We start from the raw sequence: 18,447 nt of genomic DNA, 5'->3' as shown, positions 1-18,447 counted from the left end.
GATTTGACAGCCGGATCAATGCCAATCAAATGGGCAATATCTACTCGAAACGCGCAGCGCAGGTTAAAAGTGAGCTCAAAGAGTACACCCCGCTCTCAGTTTTGGAAGTCTTTCATGAGTATTTCCTTATTCCTGACACCGATAGACTATCGATTCTAAAAAGGGCCCCTTGGTGCTGTTATCTTTTGTTGAAGTGGAGTTTCGCTCAGCCCGTTAGTGACGACCGTAAGCCGATAACCCCCGAAATATTTGTACGATTAGCCAATCGACTCTATGAAGCACAATCCGAAGCAGCCGACCTATCATCTGGCAATCTGACGCTGGAGCTACGAAGGTTTCTTACCCCACAAATTCTATATCAAACGACAGATAGCAGCACCATTCTCCAACTTGTTCGACATTACTGCTGGCTGTACAACTCAAAAACCCACTACTTCAGCTCCGTATTCAAGAAAAATTTTGACTTTGAATTAAAGGATTTTTACGAAATAAGCTTCCTTTTAATGTTCATCGCGTCAAGTAAGATAAAGACTGAATCATTCACGCTCAATTTTTCAGAAATAATATCACTGCTTCACCCAAGTTATTCAATTCAGACCATTGCGAAGTACATCGCCGCCATCTCAGTAACACCAGAACAAGCCCATGTCCTCTGCTCAACACTCAATAAGGACAATCACCCAAGCTGGGAGTATTTTGAAGACACTCCGTTTCTTACCAAGCCATGCTTCACTGTTGGAAACAAGTTAATTATCCCAAGCGCGCCAGTCTTTATGGTTGGACTCGCAGATTTCGTCGTGTACCACCTAAAGCTCCGAGAAAAGGAATCCTTCAAGGAAAAACTTGGCGATGTTATGGAGGCGTACCTACTTTCCCTACTGACCGAATATGGCGCCAAATTCATATGCGAACAGGACATAGAGTCGATTTACAAGGCAAATGGCGTTAAGGGGAAGAAAGTTGACGCAATTATTGACTTTGGCGATGCAAAGATATTTACAGATTCAAAAGCCATAGAGCCTGGGGTTTTCGTCAATACAACATCCACCCCAGAAGAACTGAGGGATCGCTTAAGTGGAAGCTTCACGAAAGGACTGATACAAGCTCAGCAATGCGCAGCGACACTTCAAAAAATAGGCGCCCACACCACATCAGTAAAGGATGTCGCTCTGATAGTTACAAATCGAGACCATCACATATCAAGTGGGAAAAAGCTCACGGAAAACATAGATCAATCCATACCAACGAAGTTAATCCATGACATCGGGCATATACCAATCAAGCTTGAGCGCACCTACTTCATAACTATCGCTGATTTCGAGATGATGCTCGAAGGTTGGAAAAGCAAAGGCATAGATCCGATTAGAGTTATCGATGACTGTGAGTCTAGAGATCGCGACCTGTTAACATCGCGACACAACTTTCAGATGCATTTGAGAGACTACGGCCTTGAAAAGGCTTCACCAAATAGAGTGCTCGCTGCAGCCAGGGATGAGCTGGCTAGCTCTATCGCCAAGCAACTTGCAATGATGGATTCCTTTTGGTCTGGGAAGATTGGCTATTACCTAGACTGCCATCATGAATTGGTCGAAATGTTAGTCGTACTGCGTAGCCAGCAAGCGTAGCCCGGATCTTGCGAAGCAAGATCCGGGATCTCTGCTTGATGCCTAAGACAGATCCCGGAACCCGCAACGCTCGTTCCGGGCTACAACTCTTTCCTGCTCTTCCTCATCCATGAGAGCCTCCGCATGCCATGCAAGAACAAAGACCCGCAGGTATACGCCGACAAGCCCTTTGCTTAACCGCACCAAGACAGTTTCGGCTACTTCGGCACCCGCTTTTTGGTGCCCTTGCCATTGTCGACCGTCCAGGTACCGTCGTCGTTATCGTAAATCGTGTATTGCCTGGTGTAGCCATCGCAGTTGAAAAGGCCCGCCCCGACCACCGCGTCATTGATTTCCTCGCAGTGAAAGCCCGATGTCACGATGATCCGGTACGCCTCCATGATGGCCTGCCGTTCAAGCGTAGTCTTCGCCTTCTCAATTGCCGACTTCTCCCGCACCGGTGCCTTGGGCGTTTTGGCCTCTTGCTCTGCCCGCTGCGCTATCTTCCGCTCATAATCGCGACCATGCAGGAAGGAAAACACCGTACCGGCAATGATGAAGAACATCAGCGCCAGGGTGATCATCTCCCTGACGGTCGTCCCTTTCTTCGCCTCACCCTTCGCTCCCACCTTCACCCCACACTTCGAGCACGACGTTTCCCCTTCACCGAGGGGGTAGTGACAGGCACTGCACTGCGCTTCTGCCATTTTGTACTCCTGTTTATCAGAGCTCGATCAGAGCGCATGCGGCGTCAGCACGATCTGATGCACTTCATCCGAAACCACTTCCACCCGGGTCGCCAAATGCCCCCCCTGCTTGTCGTAACCCACTCGCCAGATAACACTTGTCGCGACATACCACCGGCCAGGCCCCACTTCATCGAACTGAAAGAACCCTTGCGCGTCGCAGACCGTCTTGCGCGTCAACTGAATGAATTCGGGCAAGCCCGGCGCCAGGTTCAGCGCCTCAGCTCGCTCCACATCGGCATAACCTCCCTCGCGGTCACCATAAATGAGCTTGATACGCTCTTTGGCATACGCCGTCTGCGGGATGAGCGAAACCTCAAGGCCCGCACACGTCACTATCCCACCTCCCGACTGACGAATGAGCGCACTGCCTTTGATGGTGCCCTTGCCCTTGCCCAACATCGCCCGTGCTTCGTCGGCACTGAAGGCATTACGGACCTGCGCGACTTCCCGAAGCTTTGACGGTGGCATCGGTGCACATCCGATCAGTAGCAACGCCAAAACCCCACACAGCGGCACTCCCCGCTTTACTCCCGCATGCATTCAATGACTCCAACAAAGGCTGGACTGGTTCGGACGAACCAATCATGGCAGCGACATTATTTTGTCAAATCAAATGCGTCAAGCACGCGTAGGATGGGTAGAGGCACAACGTGCCGAAACCCATCGCATTTCCTGCCACGCCGCCCAAACGATGGGTTTCGGCGCTGCGCGCCTCTACCCATACTACAAAATTCGCTTTAATCTTCAAATTTAATGGGGCAGAGCCCTTAAATTTGCATAGCGTTTAAACACAAATCTCAGGCACTGGACATGGATATCACGAAAGAATCGCTAGTCAATCGGTTTCAGAATTTGCACGATGACGAGCTAAGACGACGCCTCGGCTCCGGGGAGCTAACAGAGCTAGCACAAGAAGTAGCTCGGGAAGAGTTGAGCTCTCGCGGAATCACGTATTCACCGGCCGAGATGACGACTGCTGAAGTCGAAGAGAGCGCTGTTGCCGGAGATCTGGTTCCCATTGCAAGGTATCTTGAGCCCGCGGAAGCCACCGTGCTGCAAGCCGTGCTTGATTCCGAAGGCATCCCAGCCTTCTCCCCCGACGCACATATGGCAACCGCCAATTACCTTTTGTCTACCGCTACGGGTGGTGTTCGAATCTTGGTCCCGGAGTCACATCTGCAAGCTGCCCATGAGATTCTCGAAGCGATACGACGCGGCGATTACGCGTTGAGCGATGATGAGGACATCTCGACCTAATTCGGTAGTTAGCACGCGATCCCTGAGTCTTGCGAAGCATGACCCGGGATCGCGGCTTCAACCGACGCGAACATTCCGATGCGAAATTTCGGTACCAACGGACGGATGGTGGATAGAACCCATCGTTTTCCCTACTACGTCAGCTGTTTGATGGGTTTCGCTAGCGCTCCACCCATCTTACGAGTTTGTCAGAAGCTGAAACGGACGCCAGCTGCTGTGGTTTTCAGATCCATGTTGCCGTCATCAAACACATCGTCCCGGGTAGCGCTGGTATAGCTGCCGTACAAACTCCAACGAGGGCTGAAGTGGATCACTGCACCGAGCGTGCCGCCATAGCCACTACCAAAATCGTTGACGTCGGTGTAATGGACCGCAAGGATGGCCTCGAAGCTGCTGCTGAACATGCCGCGCAGGCCAGCCGTCACTCGGTAGCCGTTGTCGTCGGAGGTGTAGCCGGAACTACCCGTGTATTCCACTTCGTTGGCAATGTAGGCCAGCTCAGTGAATACATCGGCATTGGCTGAAAGGTCAAAATGATAACCAACACCGGCACTGGTCTGGGTCATGTCGAAATCGCCATCGGAACCCGACTCGTGATTGACCACCGCATAGAAATTGCTGGTGCCAAATGCCACGGAGCCCTGCACGGAAGCACCGTCAAAGGTGAGATCATCCAGCTCCGAGCTGGCATAGCCCGCCTGAATGTAGCTGTAGCTCAAGTCATCGGCCCGAGCCAACAATGGCAGCAGCGCCGCCACGACCAAGGCTAAACATAATTGCTTCATATCGGTAATCCCATCATTGATTTGGAATGACGCCCTCGGAAGTACTGGGCGCTTGTCGATCACAACAAATTTAAAGTAGCCACAAATCCCGAAATTACCCAGTCAAGCGCCCAAAAATGCGCAGAGGAACGCCGCACTGAGCGCTAACGCCACACCCGCAGGACCTGTAGTGGCGAACTTCACAGCATGAGTTCACACCGCTGCAAGGCTTGCGCCCCCAAATCAGACGCCTTGAATCGGCGCCTTCGCCTTGCGTTGGGAGATACTTTTCGGCTGATTTTCTGATGTAAATGGCGTTTGCCTGCTCTTTGGCAACAAATCTGAAGATGTCCGTTCTGCCATTAATCGTGACTGGGCTCTTTTTTTCGTTTTCTTGTGTCAACCCATCGCCGCCTCAATCGTTTCCAGATGTCGCTAGCCGTATTGTCATGTTGAAAATGGAGTTGAGGCATGCTTGGTCATTTATCGGTCGCTGACGTTTGCAACGTATTGTCACGCCGCGCTGTCCAGTTGCTGGCGCTGGTAATGCCACTTTGGCTGAACGCCTGCGGTGGTGGCTCGTCATCGGACAGTGGTGCGCCAACGCCACCGCCGGTATCCGATATCGCCCACCTGCATATCAGTGACTCCAGCCTAATGGACAATGATGGCAAGGCCGTGAACCTGCGGGGCTGGAACTGGGGCCGTTGGGGCACTGCGCAACCGCAAGATGCCGCCGACAACGTCGCACAGGGTGCGAATGCCGTCCGCATTCCGCTGCGCTGGTGGGGCTATTACTCCAACACCAACAACGACAGTCGTGATGATAGCCAGACCGATACTGTCGGCATCGACGTGCATCACCTGGAGGTGTTGGATGCCATGATTGCGCAGGCTTCTGCAGCGCATTTGTGGATCATCCTGTTTGTTGATTCCGATTGCGGCCAAAACGGCACCCAGACGGCGGATGACATTGCCTATTGCGACCCGGATGGCCAGTACCCGGACGGCCACAATTTCTGGAGCGATCCGGACGCGCGGGCGAAATTCATTCAGGTCTGGCGATTTGTTGCCACGCGCTACAAAGACACGCCATATCTGGCCTTGTTCGAACCACTGCCGGAACCGGATCCGACCGGCGTCGACGACAGTGAAATCACGGCGTTTTACGATCAGATCATCAGTGAAATTCGCGCCGTTGCATCAGGCATTCCGTTTCTGGTCGGCCCACGGCTTTATCAGATGAAAATCGTTGAGCGCGCCTACCATGCGCAGTGGCCTGATGTGGTGTACACCGGCAACTTGTTTGTGCATACCGGTCAGACCCAGGAACAAAATATTGCTGATTTGCAGTTCCGGCTGAGTCAGTTGACCACGCTGCGCAACAATTATCATGTGCCGGTGTTCATCCAGCAGACCGGCGTGGAATCGGGTGAAGACCCCGACATGACGTATCTGAACGCCTTGCTGTCACTGATAAACAGCAACAGCGTCGGCTACACCTACTGGACTTATCGCGATACCTTCAACCCCTACTCTTACGGCGTCAAATATCAGGACGGCAACGGTGGCTGGAGCACCAAGGAGACCGTTCTCGCGACCATCTCCGACTACTTCAAGCAGTGACCGAGTTGAATGTGTGAGGGTTCAAATACTGCAGGGGTCATGCTTGGTAAAATCAGGCCGGGTAAAATCAGGCTCGGTAAAATCCGGTCGCGAAAATTGCGGTCAACGAAACGGCAGCTGTAGCGTTATCGCATTCAGCCCGGATTCAGCGCTGCCGGTGTGCAATCGCGCCGCCCCGCTTGCAGGCCGTTTTTGCTGGAGTTGCGGGCTTTTTTGGGAATAGGTCTTTCAACAGGGAGTGAGCAATGCGAGCAGTGTCTATTTTTCGTGCAGCGATCCAAGCCGTCGTGGCTGGCGCTGTTTTGGTCGGTGCCGCGCAGGCAGCAGACTGGAATGCCAAGGATTTGGACGGCGCCAAAGACCATCCGTTGATTCATCGCTTTGCCGGCTCCTGGTTGGTGGGCTACAAGCAAATCGGTTTTGATGCGACCGTCGTGCCGACGCAATTTGGTCTCGAGGGCATGAACGAACTGATCAAGCCGCTGACCGTGGAAGGCCAGATCACCCGCCTGCTCTACCTCGCCCCGGTCGGCAAGCGCCCCTACGAAGTGCAGAAGAACTACGTGACCGCGCTGAAAGCGGCTGGCTACAAGGAAACACTGAGCTGTGCCGGCGAAGACAAATGCGAGTCCACCTCGTATGGTCTCGACGACGGCATGGACGAAATGACCATTCTGGATTTTCGCCGCGCCACCAATGTCAATCCGGCGCTGAAGGACGTGCTGGCGAACCTCGATAACGGCGGCAATATTTTTGGCGAACACGGCAAGATGCAGCAGATGAGTGTTGGCACGATTTCGGCCGGCGGCAAGACAGCGCATGTACTGGTTTCGACAGACAAGCACTTCTCCGGTGACGTCACCATCACCTACATCCAGATCGTCCAGCCGGAAGACATGCCGCTTGGCCAGGTCAGCGTTGACCTGAATGGCCTGCAAAGCAAGGACAAGATTGCCTCGGAAATTTCTGCCCAGGGCAAGGTCGCGATTTACGGCGTCTACTTTGATACCGGCAAAGCCGACATCAAGCCGGAATCGAAAGCGCAGCTGACCGAGATGGGCAAATACCTGCAGGAAAACCGCGACAAGAAAGTGTTCATCGTTGGCCACACCGACAATCAGGGTACTTTCGCTGCCAACATGAAGTTGTCACTGGACCGCGCCAAAGCCGTGGCCGCGTATTTGACCAAGGAATACGCCATTGACGCAGCGCGGATGGCAGCGCAAGGCGTCGCCAACCTCGCGCCGGTCGGCAGCAACAAGAGTGACGACGGCAAAGCAAAGAACCGTCGGGTGGAGCTGGTCGAGCAGTAAGCCACACCAAGTCATTTTCGATGAAAAAAAACGGTGACGCACGCGTCACCGTTTTTTTGCACTCACCGAAAACGTTCAGCGATAAAACGCCTCGACTTTGCCTTTCAGCGTCACCAGCAGCGGCAAGCCATAACGGTCCAGCGCTTTGCCGGCCGGGATCTTCACCCAGCCTTCACTGATGCAGTACTCCTCGACATCGAAGCGTTCCTTGCCATCCAGACGGATGCCGATATCGTACTGAACCAGTTCCTTCACATGATGCGGGCTGCGCGGGCGGACAGAAAGGCGGTCCGGCAAGGCCGGTCTGGAGTGGGTTTCGCTCATGGCGCAAGTCTTCCGAAAAAATCGTGCGCCATTTTCGGCGACCGCCATGACATATTCAAGCCACCGGCCTGCATGGCGAGTCCCCTGACGGATTGCGCTAAGTCGCCTACCCTGATGGCACCGGCCCGGGTTGATGAGCCCACGGGGTCACCCCGGCCGGCGCTGCAACCCTTGCCAACGGCCTTTGCATTGCGCCACCCACCTGCCAGCCAACAAGGCGCCTGAGCACAAACTACATGCAAATCAGGCGCAAACCGCTCGCAAGGACAGACAGTCCAACAGGAGAAGAAAGCAATGAACATTATTCCGACAGTTTTGCTCGCGGCTTTGCTGGCCATGGCAGCCGGGCAGGCGCATGGTGAAACCGCCGCGCCGCCGGCCAAGCCCGGGTTTGATGCCGCGCTCGCCAAACGGACCGGCGCCGATGAACATGGCATGCGCAAGTATGTGCTGGTCATTCTCAAGACCGGCCCGAATCCGGTGCCGAAAGGACCGGAGCGGGATGAGATGTTCAAAGGCCATTTCGCCAACATGACCCGGCTGGCCGACGCCGGGATTCTGGCTGTCGCCGGTCCATTGGATGGCGTCGACGGCTGGCGCGGTCTGTTCATTCTGGCAGTCGACAACATTGACGAGGCCAAACAGCACGTCGCGACGGACCCGGTGATCATGAAAGGTGAAATGGTTGCCGAATACCATAATCACTACGGCACGGCAGCGCTGATGCTGGTCAATGACGCCCACAAGAAATTGGTGCTGAAGGATTTCTGATGGCCGTATGCTGCCGCTGCGCAGCGGGCACGCTTGGCGATCACTTCACCAGATCGCAAAGAATGAATGAAACCACATCAATGAAAAAGGGCGAACTTCTGTTCGCCCTTTTTGCTTCATGCCGGCTGCACGCCATCGACCGTAACCCGCGACAACCGCAGCGGCTGCCATTGCCAGTAGGTGATGCTGCGCCACAGCCATTCCATCGGACCGTAGCGATAACGGCTCAACCACCAGCGACTGAACAGCGCTTGCGCGGCAATGATGGCAACAACAATCAACAGCTGCGGCGCCCGCGATATCTTGCCGTACTGAGCAAAGCCATAACCGTAAAATATGGTCGTCAACACCAGCGAATGGGTCAGGTAATTGGTCAGTGCCATGCGTCCCATCGGCGCCAGCCATGACAGGGCCCGTTGCCAGAACCGTGCTTGCACAGCCGTGACAAACAAACCGAGATAGCCTGCCGCAAGAATGACCTGGCCAAGCTGGAACAAGCCACCGGCGGCGTTGCCGACGATCAACACATGACGGCTAGCCGGGTGCGCCATGATGCCGACACTGGCCGCACTTATTGCCACGCCCAAACCGATGCCGAGACAAGCCATCGTGCGGAACAAGGTCCGATGCTGATCGGCATGACGGATTTTACCGCTCACCACCAGCCAGTAACCAAACAGAAACAACGGAAACAAATCCAGCAGCGCCATGAAGGCAAAAACCGGCAGCTCTTCTACCACCGCGTCAAAACGAAACGTCGTCGCGACCGCATAGCTTGGCTGGGTGAAAGCGGTAATCTCGGCTTGCTCTTCTTTCTCGCGCTCGGCCTTGGTCTGCGCGCGCTCCTTGGCCAGGTGCTGAAGGCGATCTTCAGCAGACAACGAGTCCAGATCGATCTCAGGTTCGTCAGCCTTGGCGGTGCTGTCGGTCTTGGTGCCATCCGCGCCATCCGTCGAGGGTTCCGTCGCTGAATCGCTTGCAGCCAAATCGATACCGTCTGCTTTGGCTTTCGCCAACAGCTCATCAGCGACTTGCTCGGTCTGCAGCCGTTCTTGCCATTGCCGGGTCATCTCGACGTTGTCATGGCTCAGTGCGTAGTAGCTGCCGAAACTCAGCATGGCAAGGAATGGCAAGGCCATCATGCCGAGACTCAATTTGAGCATCGCGCCCGGGCTGGCCAGTTTTTGCAAGCGTGGCTTGCGCACCAGCATGACCCACCCCAGCAGCAGCATGCCACCGACAGCGTAAGCACGCAGAATGTCGCCGCCCCAGAGCAGCGTGGCATGCAACAGACCAAACGCCAGCAGTGCGGCCATGCGCCGGGAGAACAGCGCAACGAATGGCCGGCCATGCTCCTGTGCCCGCAGCAGCATCACCGCAAAGCCCATCCCAAACAGCAACGAGAACAATTTGTAGAACTTGCCCTCGACCAACACCTTTACCAGCCAGCCGACGGCAAAGTCGCCACCGACCAGACTGCGATCGACATTGCCGATGCTGCTCATCGCCCGGCCGAACCATTCGATGTTCATCAGCAAGATGCCAATCAAGGCAAAGCCGCGAAGAATATCCAGCAGCGCAATGCGCTGGTTGATCGGCACCGGAGTCAGCGTGGTGCTTGCTGCGTGGCCGAGATCGGTCGAAGAAGTCGCCGTCATGGTGAGAATCCGTCCTTGCTAACGTTGAGGCAGCGACTGTACGGACCCAAGCCCTGTATTCGTACCAGCAAGACGTGGCCGGATGTTTCAAAAGGTTGCCGGCAGCAGCACTGACGAAGCGGCATTGCCTACATTTTCGCCGGTGAATTTGATGATGACCTCAATGGCGAACCCGATGAAAAGCCCATCAGCACCTGATGATTCGCCAATAGCCATCGCGGACACGCCGCAACCGAGTATTAGGGTGGCTGTGCCACGACCGCTGCCGCATGTTGCATGCCGGCAAAAGCGCAAGCGTTCACAATTTTGCCCGGGGGCCTGTGCTACCGTCGGTCGATATCTGCCCAGCGATCAGGGCTTCATTTCGGGCGAGCGTGCCAGCGCCACACCCGACGACTCCGGAGGCAGCCCGCTCATGCCGTACATCCAGCATCTGTTCAACGGCGCCATTGTTGGTCACCACCAGTTGACCGATCGGATGACGATAGGCCGGCATGCAGACAACGACATCATCATCGATGATGCCACCGTCAGCGGCCATCATGCCGTGATCGAGAAAATGGCCTATGGCTATCAGATCCGCGATCTGGACAGCACCAACGGTCTGCGCGTGCACGGCGAAAAAACCAGCCTGCACAAACTGCAGCCGGATGAAGTCATCATCATCGGCACGCATACGTTGGCGCTGGTCGACAATTTGCCCGACTCGCTGCAACACACGCTGAAAATCAAAAAGAGCTGGATTCCCGGCATGTATTACACCACGGACTGATCGACGACCGTGTCAGTGCTGCGCACCCTGTTGCTCGAATGGCCACAACGCTGGTTGCGACGCGGCCTGCTGGCGTTTTGGCACGGTATTGGCCGCAGCATGCTCCAGCAACTGCGGCGTCGGCTGGCGCCGCCGCTTGATTGGCGGCTGCTGATCTGGCTGGCCGGTTTTGCCTTGATCGGGTTCGGCGCTCACCTGCCGTGGCTGCAACGTCTGGATCAACAATTGTTCCGGCTTGGCACGGCGTTGCTACCGACTGAGCCGCGTGCCCAGGCCATTGATGTACTGGAATTGTCTTTGCCGGAAATGCAGCAGCTGCTGCGCGATCCTGTCGCCAGTGGCAGCACCACTGCCCTGCTTTATGCGCTGACCGGTCGCCAGCAATCTGTAGCCGTGTTGTTGCCAGAATTGCCCCGCAGCCAGGCCAGCAGCGCGGAACGTTTGCTGCAAGACACGCCGGTTGATGCCCCGATTCATCAGGCCTGGGCTGCGCGCGAACAACTGCGCGCCCGCTTGTCGGACTGGCTGGCATCGCCGCAGGTTTTTCTGGCTCTGCCGGGCCTGCCACCGTATCTCGGCGCCGATGCCCAATTCATCGACGATGCCAGCGGCAATGCCGCAGCGCTGCCGTTCTGGCAACGCCTCAGCGCCGCCAGTGTTCCCGTACATCCGAGCCTTGCGGTCGCCGTCGGTGGTGGCGCGTTTCATTTGTGGCCCATCGATACCGCACGCATTGATGTCGCGACTGCTGAGCCGTTGACGCAGCAATTGTTCTGGCGCCATGGCGACAATCTGTATCCCTCGCTGTCGCTGGCGCTGCTGCGAGCCAGTCGGCCGCCGACAATTACCGCTGGCAGCCACCCACGACGCTGAACCAACTTGCCGACAAAAAAGTGTATGGCTTGAACAGCGATGGCAGCGTCTTCCCGGCGTATCAGCGCCTGAACGGACTGAGCCCACAGATTCAACGCTTCGACAGCAAAACGTTTTTGCAGCGTGGTAATGGCAGCGCCCTGCTGCTGGTCGGGGTTACCGGCGATCCGCTGCTGGAAGATATCGCCGGCACCGTGCAAAGCTTGCAAAGCGGCCGTTATTTCCAGCAACCATGGTGGTCATCGCTGTTGGAAAAAGCCCTTATCGCCGTGCTGCTGCTGTACGCGCTATGGTTGATGCCAAAACTGGGCAACGGCGTGCGCGCGCTGTTAGCAATCTTGCTCCTGTTGGTGCTGGCAACGGCGCAAATCGGCGTCCAGATCACTCAGATGCTGTGGTTGCCACTGGGCGTTGCCATACAGTTTCTGTTGTTTGCCACGCTGATGGTGACGCTGTGGCGCAAGCAGCAGCAGCCTATCGAACAATTGCAGCGGCAGCACCATGATATTGCCGTGCCGTGGAGTCGGCATTTGCTGCAGCAAGGTCAACTGGATCAGGCACTGGACGCGCTGCAATTTTGTCGCACCAGCCCCGACCTGCTGGAGCTGCTGTATGAACTCGGTGGCCAGCATGAACGCAAACGCCGGCCGGCAGCAGCGGTGGCGGTCTATCGCGTGCTGCAGCAGCGCAAGCGCCGCTACAAGGACGTTGCCAAGCGCATCAAGCTGCTGGAACAGCCGCAGGGCATGGCACCGACCGCGCTGGCGCCGAGTTTGAGCAAAACGGTAGTCATTGCCGACAGCCACAGCCAACCGCAATTCGGCCGCTATCAAGTGGAAAGTGAACTGGGCCGTGGCGCCATGGGTGTGGTCTATCTCGGCTTTGATCCGAAAATTTCCCGCCGGGTCGCCATCAAGACGCTCGATTATTCCCGCTATGAAGGCGATGAACTCGTCGCGGTCAAAACCCGATTTTTCCGCGAAGCGGAAGCGGCCGGTCGGCTGCGCCACCCGAATATTGTCAGCGTCTATGACGTTGGCGAAGATCACGATCTGGCGTACATCGCCATGGACTATATCGAAGGCCAGCCACTCAGCGATTTCACCAGCAAGAAAAACCAGCTGCCAGCGGCCGAGGTGCTGACCATCATCGCCGATGTCGCCGACGCCCTGCATTACGCCCACGGTGAGCAGATCATTCACCGCGACATCAAGCCCAGCAATATTCTCTACCAGCGCGAAACCGGCAAAGTCACGGTCACCGATTTTGGCATTGCCCGCATCATTGGCGAGCACAGCACCCAAACCGGTGAAATTCTCGGCAGCCCGCTTTATATGTCGCCGGAACAAATTCTCGGCAAGAAGGTTGACCGCGCCAGCGACATCTTCAGCCTCGGTGTCACGCTGTTTCAGTTACTGGTAGCGGAACTGCCGTTCAGGGGCGACAACATTGCCGAGCTGAGCCGACAGATTCTGCAAGGCAAGCCTGCCAATATTCGTGATCTGTGTCCGGGTTTATCGGCTGGCGTGCGCCGTATCATCAACAAGGCCCTGCAAAAGGAACCACGCGAGCGCTACCGGGATGCCGCAGAAATGGCCAGCGCCTTGCGTGCGGCCAGCTGACGGTTTCCGCTGATTGTGATCACGAAACCTACCCACTTAAGGTTGCAGGAAAAATGCAACCGCGAAGAATGCCTTCGTTAACGCAGGAGAACGACAATGGCAACTCTGACTCAGCTTGTTGATGACGTGGTCGCCAACAAATTTGAACTCCGGCACGGTGGTCTGAACATTGGCCGCCATCCTGACAATGACATCCAGATCGATGACTCGGCCGTCAGCGCCCATCACGCCCGGCTGGAGGGCACTCCGAACGAACACTTTCCGCAATTCAGCGAGTATTACCTGGTGGATCTGGGCAGCACCAACGGCACGTTCGTCAACAACATCAAACTGAGCAAGCGGCATCGTTTGCGCCACAACGATCTGGTCCGGGTCGGCTGGAATACCTTCAAGTTTGTTGACAACGAAGAATCCGATTTGGAAAAAACTTCGCATATGTTGTCGACCAATTCGTGAGCACGTGGCCGCCACGGCAAACCGGCATCATCGCAGGCAGATCTGGCATGACCTGCCGATGAGCATCGGTGCGGCTCGCGACGTTCCAGACCGTTGATTGCGTATGGAGACAAGAAAAAGGGCGAATCCACATTCGCCCTTTTTCTTTGCTGCACTTCCCTTTCGATTCAGCTCCCCAGTTAGCTGATCGCCTGACGCGCAGACCCAAGCCCAGGCACATCCAGAAATCCGACTGACCGGCAGCCAAATGATCGGGTCGTCATATTTATACCCGGATAATATTGATCGATTATTTATATCCGGGTATTATTCCTACCTACTCCATTGAATCGGCCTAAATCATGACGCTACAAGCTCGGCAAACCGCACAACCCCAACCCTCCTTTACCAGTTTCGATGGCCACCAGCGCCTGGCCTCCGGCTCCTTGGCCTCGGTTGCCCTGACCGTGAAACACGCACTTGAACGCGGCGCCACCGGCCCGGTACTGATGTTCGACGACCGCAGCGGTCGCGTCGTTGATGTCGATACTCGCGGTTCGGACGACGAGTTCATCGCTCGACTGGCCGCCATCTCCGGCAACCCAGACCACGCGTCCGATACCGAGACTGTTACCGATACTGTTATCGATACCGAATCGAGCGCAATGAGCGACGGCCCACGCGGACGGGGTCGGCCGAAATTGGGCGTGACCGCCCGAGAAGTGACTCTGCTGCCACGGCATTGGGATTGGCTCGCCGAACAACCCGGCGGTGCCTCGGTTGCGTTGCGCAAATTGGTCGAGGATGCACGGCGCGCGGCCAGTGGCAAAGACCGAACCCGAAAAGCCCATGAGCGCGCTTATCATTTCATCAGCGCAATCGCCGGTGATCTGCCCGGCTTTGAGGAAGCGACGCGGGCCTTGTTTGCCGATGACCGAACCGGGTTCAGCACGCATACCGCCAGCTGGCCCAAGGATGTGCGCGACTACGCCCTGTTGTTGGCATTCGACAAGGCAGCGTAATTTGCCGCGACAAAAACCGACCCACGGCAAGAAATCGCTCGATAAAATGACGCGGCCCCAGCGCGATTGGGGCTCGCGTCACGCGCGCTGGCAGCAGCCGCGCCCGCGCAAATAGATGCCCGTCACATTCGGCTGCGCTACAGCTGTCGCGCTCCCCCGCCCATCGAGACCCTATGACTCAGCCTCTTCGCCTGTTCGGCCTGCTGCTCGTTCTTTGCAGCCCGTTTGCAACGCTGATCGCAGAGGATTCTGCACCGATGACCATGCACCGCCACCAAGCGGGCGAACTGGATAGCAATGGCTGGACCCTTGCGGTGTCTACCGAAGGCAACTTTTCGGTACAGATGCCGATGCCATTCAATGACTTCACCGTGATCGCCGATAAATCGACCGATGCAGTCAGCCGCATCGATGTCATCGGCAGCCAAAGCGAAGAAGGCGTCAGGATTTCGGCCACCCGGGCCCGGTTCAGAAACGTCGGTGCTGGCAGCCAGCAATTTGAAAACGTACGCCGCCTCGGCATGTGGCAAGCCGGCGCGACCAAGCCGATCAGCTTCGACATCAATGGCTATCCGGCAGTGGAGCAACAAGTCGGCAAAGACAGCACGCAGGCCTACGGCCGGACGCTGCTGATCGGTGATGACGTAGTCACACTGATTATCGAGTTCCCCAGTGTGCACAGGAACATCGTCGACAAGCTGTCCCGCTCCTTTTTTGACTCGCTGATTATCTTGCCCTGAGTCGATCGCGACAGCGCCAAACCAAAAAAAGTCGCGCCAGCTGTCAACCGAACCGGATCGGCCGCGTTAGCTTGCGTTCAAAGCGGCAGACGCGACGAGTCAGTACCAAACCGGGCGCAGCGTGCCGAGTTCGCCCTTCTTTACGGACAGCCAGGAATAAAACGATATGGATAGTTGTAATGGTAATCAGGCTTCATCTTCCCTGCGTCATTGTCGTTTACCGAGCATCGCGATTAGCACGCTGTTTGTGCTGTTGGCCGGCTGCCATCCGGAGAAGCCGGCAGCAGAATCTGTCGACGTCGAACCGGGCCAGGCGGAGTCCAAGCAAGCGGCGGCTCACGGCAGGCTGAGCGGGCCGGAAAAAGACATTCGACCGGCGGTCAAACAAGTTGTGGCTGCGGCCATCGCCGGCGATTACAACCAGTTTTGCAATGATGTGAGTGGCGATGCGCCGGTCGCCGTACCGGACCAAAGCATTGCCATTTCGGCTGGCGGCATGCTGCACAGCGACGTCGGTGATATCGACTTCGTCAATGCCGACGCGGCGTCGTTTGCGCTGACGCTCAGCCGGGCCGAGCAGGTGCTGTCGACCAAAATTGAAGTGCGGGATCCGGATACGCAGCAGCGCACTTATGTTATCGGCGTCAATCGCCTTGCGGAAACCGTGGGCACCACCGTCACCAACGAGCAACTGCAGCCACCGCGTTCACTGGGTTGCAGCGGTCCGATCCCACCGGCCTTTGCCATGGACCTGTGGACACCGGTACTGCAATTGATCCACTTTGCGCCGATCACCAGTCATTGCACGGCGATTCCGCTGGAGGACAAAGGCACGATCGAAGTCGGCGTGCGCGACAATCAACTCAAAGTTGGCGATCAGGTTTTTGGCGCACAGCAAGCCCGCAGCAGCGAGGGCATACAGATTTCAGATGACGGCGTGCTGTACAGCTTCACTGCGACTGACAACACCGGTTATGACCTGTATGTGCAGCCCGACGGCAGCTTTGCCATGCTCGGCATTCATCGCGGCGATGAGCACATCAACTGCATCTAAATAGCGATTCCGAAATCCTGACCACATGTTTCCGTTCGTGTTGAGCTTGTCGAAACATGAACGGCGCTGCAGATTTCGAGCAGCAAGGCCTTCGACAAGCTCAGGCCGAACGGTGTCATCCGGCTACCCATTCGGAATGGCCATTTATTGGTGCCGGGCATGTGCAACTTGTCTTGACGCATGAGAGATCAGCAAGCGGGACTTTAAAAAATGAAACCCTGCCAGCGCCTTGGCAAGCGTACCGGCTTGACTGACCGCGCAGTGGTGCGAGGGAATGACTCAGAAGGTATATTTGAACTCGACATTGATCGAGTCTTTGCGCCAGCGCACGGTGTAGCGCAGGCCTTCGACAACGTCGTCAGCTTTGCCGGAATAGCGGCCCTTCAGAAAGATGTAGGCGGATTCGCCTACAGCATCTTTCAGATAATTTTCAAAACGGCGGCGCGATTTGCGGTATTCGTTGGCCGTGCTGGCGTCCTGACTGACGGCAGCGGCAGAACGCGGGCTGGTGTCGCTCACCTGCAGCGCGTCCCAGGCGTCGAACTGAGTCGGACCAATCTGGCTGCTGCTGTTGTTCAGTTCTTCGCCGTTCCAGTCATTTGCGGCAACCGTTTGCAGCGTGACCAGGCTCAGCGATGCCACTTGTAGCGCTTGCCGCAACCAGCGCTGCCACGACAGCGAGCGCTGCAGTTGGCGGGCATTGATGGCTTGGGCGTCCATCAGCAACTCACCGAGCAAGCGCGGTTCGGTCTGCTGCCGCGTGATCGCGGCGGCCAATTGCGCTTCGGTAATCAACTTACGGGCCAGCAACAACTCGCCCAGCCTCGGTACCACTTTTTCACCCGCGCCAGCCACAACCCACCCCACTGACTGCATCGACAGCTGAATCATGGCAGTTCCGGCCTTACCGGTCTGTGAAATGGCCGCAGGTGGTAATATCGAAATTGCTTAGCCCGCCGGGGCTGATATATCCGGGCTTTGAGCCAAACACAGCTTCGACTGTCATACGGCACGCACATAACACCCACACAAGACAGCCCCGCAAGCGCTGCGCCAGTCGCGCGCCGATACCGGGCTCGCTATGATGACAACGCCTAAGCCCTTGCCAATCCTCAGAAAAACCATGCGCAACCGCTCGCTTTCCCTGCTGTTCTGGCTGCTGGCCGGTCTCTATTTGCTGGCCACGGCACTGACCGAAAGCAGTGCGTTGGTGCTACTCAAGCCCCTGCCCATTCTGCTGTTGGCTTTCGCTGCCTGGCGAAATCTGGCCGGGTACTGGCGCACCGGCATGGTGTTGGCGCTGCTCTTTTCGGCGCTGGGTGATGTATTGCTGGCGCTGCGCATTGAAGGCTTCGCCAATTTCGTGCCCGGTCTGTCCGCGTTTCTGCTGGCGCAGCTCATCTACGCGACGCTGTTCTGGTCGCGCCGGCAAGCCAGCCCACTACGGCTACTGCTGGCAGTTGCCTATCTGCTGACGGCCGCCGCACTGGCCTGGCTGATCTTGCCGAGCACCGGCGGTTTGCTGCTGCCGGTCTCGCTGTATCTGCTGGCGATTTCCGCCATGGCGCTCGGCGCGACGTTCTGTGCACTGCCGCTGCCAGGCTTGCTGCTCGGCGCGCTCGTTTTTGTCAGCTCGGACAGCCTGATTGCCATCAACAAATTTGTCATTCCCGTGCCGGCGGCGCAGCTGCTGATCATGCTCACCTATTATCTGGCGCAGTGGCTGATTTGCCGGAGCGTGATCCAGGCACAGCCGCGCGCAACCGGCACCGAACCGTCTGCGACTGGACGCTGAAGCCGGCAGCAATCGCTTACCGTCTTATCCATGTATCAGCAGCGCTACAAAGTTTGCATTGCCCAGCG

Annotated in this window: 20 protein-coding genes; 13 read left to right on the top strand and 7 right to left on the bottom strand. The window is 56.6% G+C overall.

Going from position 1 to position 18,447, the window contains the following annotated elements:
* Positions 1 to 29 precede the first annotated feature (29 nt).
* A complete protein-coding gene (gene gapS1 / locus HPT27_RS09125) occupies positions 30 to 1,625 on the top strand; it encodes a GapS1 family protein (protein ID WP_172242063.1) in 1,596 nt (531 codons plus the stop codon).
* A gap of 197 nt (positions 1,626 to 1,822) precedes the next feature.
* On the opposite strand, the gene HPT27_RS09120 is transcribed toward gapS1, so the two are convergent.
* Positions 1,823 to 2,311 (bottom strand): hypothetical protein, encoded by a 489-nt coding sequence (locus HPT27_RS09120; RefSeq protein ID WP_172242060.1) that lies wholly within the window; start codon positions 2,309 to 2,311, stop codon positions 1,823 to 1,825.
* Between the two features lie 27 nt (positions 2,312 to 2,338).
* Complete coding sequence (locus HPT27_RS09115; protein ID WP_172242057.1) at positions 2,339 to 2,821, bottom strand: hypothetical protein; 483 nt, start codon at positions 2,819 to 2,821, stop codon at positions 2,339 to 2,341.
* A 342-nt stretch (positions 2,822 to 3,163) separates the two neighbouring features.
* Between HPT27_RS09115 and HPT27_RS09110 the strand changes: the two genes are divergently transcribed.
* On the top strand, positions 3,164 to 3,610 hold the full coding sequence (locus tag HPT27_RS09110) for a putative signal transducing protein (RefSeq protein WP_211197911.1): 447 nt from the start codon (positions 3,164 to 3,166) through the stop codon (positions 3,608 to 3,610).
* A 188-nt stretch (positions 3,611 to 3,798) separates the two neighbouring features.
* Here the strand turns inward: HPT27_RS09110 and HPT27_RS09105 are convergent, their stop codons facing one another.
* The gene (locus HPT27_RS09105; protein WP_172242054.1) at positions 3,799 to 4,395 is read right to left on the bottom strand and encodes a hypothetical protein; all 597 of its coding nucleotides are present in this window, start codon (positions 4,393 to 4,395) and stop codon (positions 3,799 to 3,801) included.
* A gap of 450 nt (positions 4,396 to 4,845) precedes the next feature.
* On the opposite strand from HPT27_RS09105, the gene HPT27_RS09100 reads away from it, so the two are divergent.
* Both HPT27_RS09100 and HPT27_RS09095 read left to right on the top strand, forming a co-directional pair.
* Positions 4,846 to 6,000 carry a glycoside hydrolase family 5 protein gene (locus HPT27_RS09100; RefSeq protein ID WP_172242051.1) on the top strand — a complete coding sequence of 385 codons (1,155 nt, stop codon included), beginning with the start codon at positions 4,846 to 4,848 and terminating at the stop codon, positions 5,998 to 6,000.
* A 245-nt stretch (positions 6,001 to 6,245) separates the two neighbouring features.
* Positions 6,246 to 7,313 (top strand): OmpA family protein, encoded by a 1,068-nt coding sequence (locus tag HPT27_RS09095; protein WP_172242047.1) that lies wholly within the window; start codon positions 6,246 to 6,248, stop codon positions 7,311 to 7,313.
* Positions 7,314 to 7,388: 75 nt separating this feature from the next.
* On the opposite strand, the gene HPT27_RS09090 is transcribed toward HPT27_RS09095, so the two are convergent.
* A complete protein-coding gene (locus tag HPT27_RS09090; protein ID WP_172242044.1) occupies positions 7,389 to 7,637 on the bottom strand; it encodes a DUF3297 family protein in 249 nt (82 codons plus the stop codon).
* Between the two features lie 294 nt (positions 7,638 to 7,931).
* Between HPT27_RS09090 and HPT27_RS09085 the strand changes: the two genes are divergently transcribed.
* Complete coding sequence (locus HPT27_RS09085) at positions 7,932 to 8,408, top strand: YciI family protein (protein WP_172242041.1); 477 nt, start codon at positions 7,932 to 7,934, stop codon at positions 8,406 to 8,408.
* 116 nt (positions 8,409 to 8,524) lie between these two features.
* Here HPT27_RS09085 and HPT27_RS09080 read toward each other — a convergent pair whose 3' ends face one another.
* Both HPT27_RS09080 and HPT27_RS19465 read right to left on the bottom strand, forming a co-directional pair.
* Complete coding sequence (locus HPT27_RS09080; protein ID WP_172242038.1) at positions 8,525 to 10,066, bottom strand: DUF418 domain-containing protein; 1,542 nt, start codon at positions 10,064 to 10,066, stop codon at positions 8,525 to 8,527.
* An 87-nt stretch (positions 10,067 to 10,153) separates the two neighbouring features.
* A complete protein-coding gene (locus HPT27_RS19465) occupies positions 10,154 to 10,282 on the bottom strand; it encodes a hypothetical protein (protein ID WP_268935736.1) in 129 nt (42 codons plus the stop codon).
* Between the two features lie 199 nt (positions 10,283 to 10,481).
* On the opposite strand from HPT27_RS19465, the gene HPT27_RS09075 reads away from it, so the two are divergent.
* The 7 genes from HPT27_RS09075 (at position 10,482) to HPT27_RS09045 (ending at position 16,584) form a co-directional block, all read left to right on the top strand.
* The gene (locus tag HPT27_RS09075) at positions 10,482 to 10,838 is read left to right on the top strand and encodes an FHA domain-containing protein (RefSeq protein WP_172242035.1); all 357 of its coding nucleotides are present in this window, start codon (positions 10,482 to 10,484) and stop codon (positions 10,836 to 10,838) included.
* A 9-nt stretch (positions 10,839 to 10,847) separates the two neighbouring features.
* Positions 10,848 to 11,711 (top strand): hypothetical protein, encoded by an 864-nt coding sequence (locus tag HPT27_RS09070; protein ID WP_172242032.1) that lies wholly within the window; start codon positions 10,848 to 10,850, stop codon positions 11,709 to 11,711.
* Between the two features lie 20 nt (positions 11,712 to 11,731).
* Entirely contained in the window at positions 11,732 to 13,333 is a 1,602-nt protein-coding gene (locus HPT27_RS09065) for a serine/threonine-protein kinase (RefSeq protein WP_172242029.1), read from the top strand.
* Between the two features lie 96 nt (positions 13,334 to 13,429).
* Positions 13,430 to 13,789: an FHA domain-containing protein gene (locus HPT27_RS09060; protein ID WP_172242026.1), complete on the top strand. Its 360-nt coding sequence runs from the start codon at positions 13,430 to 13,432 to the stop codon at positions 13,787 to 13,789.
* Between the two features lie 341 nt (positions 13,790 to 14,130).
* The gene (locus HPT27_RS09055) at positions 14,131 to 14,790 is read left to right on the top strand and encodes a DUF2239 family protein (protein WP_172242023.1); all 660 of its coding nucleotides are present in this window, start codon (positions 14,131 to 14,133) and stop codon (positions 14,788 to 14,790) included.
* Between the two features lie 257 nt (positions 14,791 to 15,047).
* Positions 15,048 to 15,530 (top strand): hypothetical protein, encoded by a 483-nt coding sequence (locus HPT27_RS09050; protein ID WP_172242020.1) that lies wholly within the window; start codon positions 15,048 to 15,050, stop codon positions 15,528 to 15,530.
* 166 nt (positions 15,531 to 15,696) lie between these two features.
* A complete protein-coding gene (locus tag HPT27_RS09045) occupies positions 15,697 to 16,584 on the top strand; it encodes a hypothetical protein (RefSeq protein ID WP_172242017.1) in 888 nt (295 codons plus the stop codon).
* A 279-nt stretch (positions 16,585 to 16,863) separates the two neighbouring features.
* Here the strand turns inward: HPT27_RS09045 and HPT27_RS09040 are convergent, their stop codons facing one another.
* Positions 16,864 to 17,475 (bottom strand): hypothetical protein, encoded by a 612-nt coding sequence (locus HPT27_RS09040; RefSeq protein ID WP_172242014.1) that lies wholly within the window; start codon positions 17,473 to 17,475, stop codon positions 16,864 to 16,866.
* 232 nt (positions 17,476 to 17,707) lie between these two features.
* Here HPT27_RS09040 and HPT27_RS09035 point away from each other — a divergent pair, with 232 nt between their 5' ends.
* Positions 17,708 to 18,379 carry a lysoplasmalogenase gene (locus HPT27_RS09035; protein ID WP_172242011.1) on the top strand — a complete coding sequence of 224 codons (672 nt, stop codon included), beginning with the start codon at positions 17,708 to 17,710 and terminating at the stop codon, positions 18,377 to 18,379.
* Positions 18,380 to 18,447: the final 68 nt, after the last annotated feature.

It is taken from the genome of Permianibacter fluminis (assembly GCF_013179735.1).
Classification (GTDB): domain Bacteria; phylum Pseudomonadota; class Gammaproteobacteria; order Enterobacterales; family Permianibacteraceae; genus Permianibacter; species Permianibacter fluminis.
Note: the sequence above shows the minus strand (reverse complement) of the source record. Positions and strands in the feature narration are given on the sequence as shown.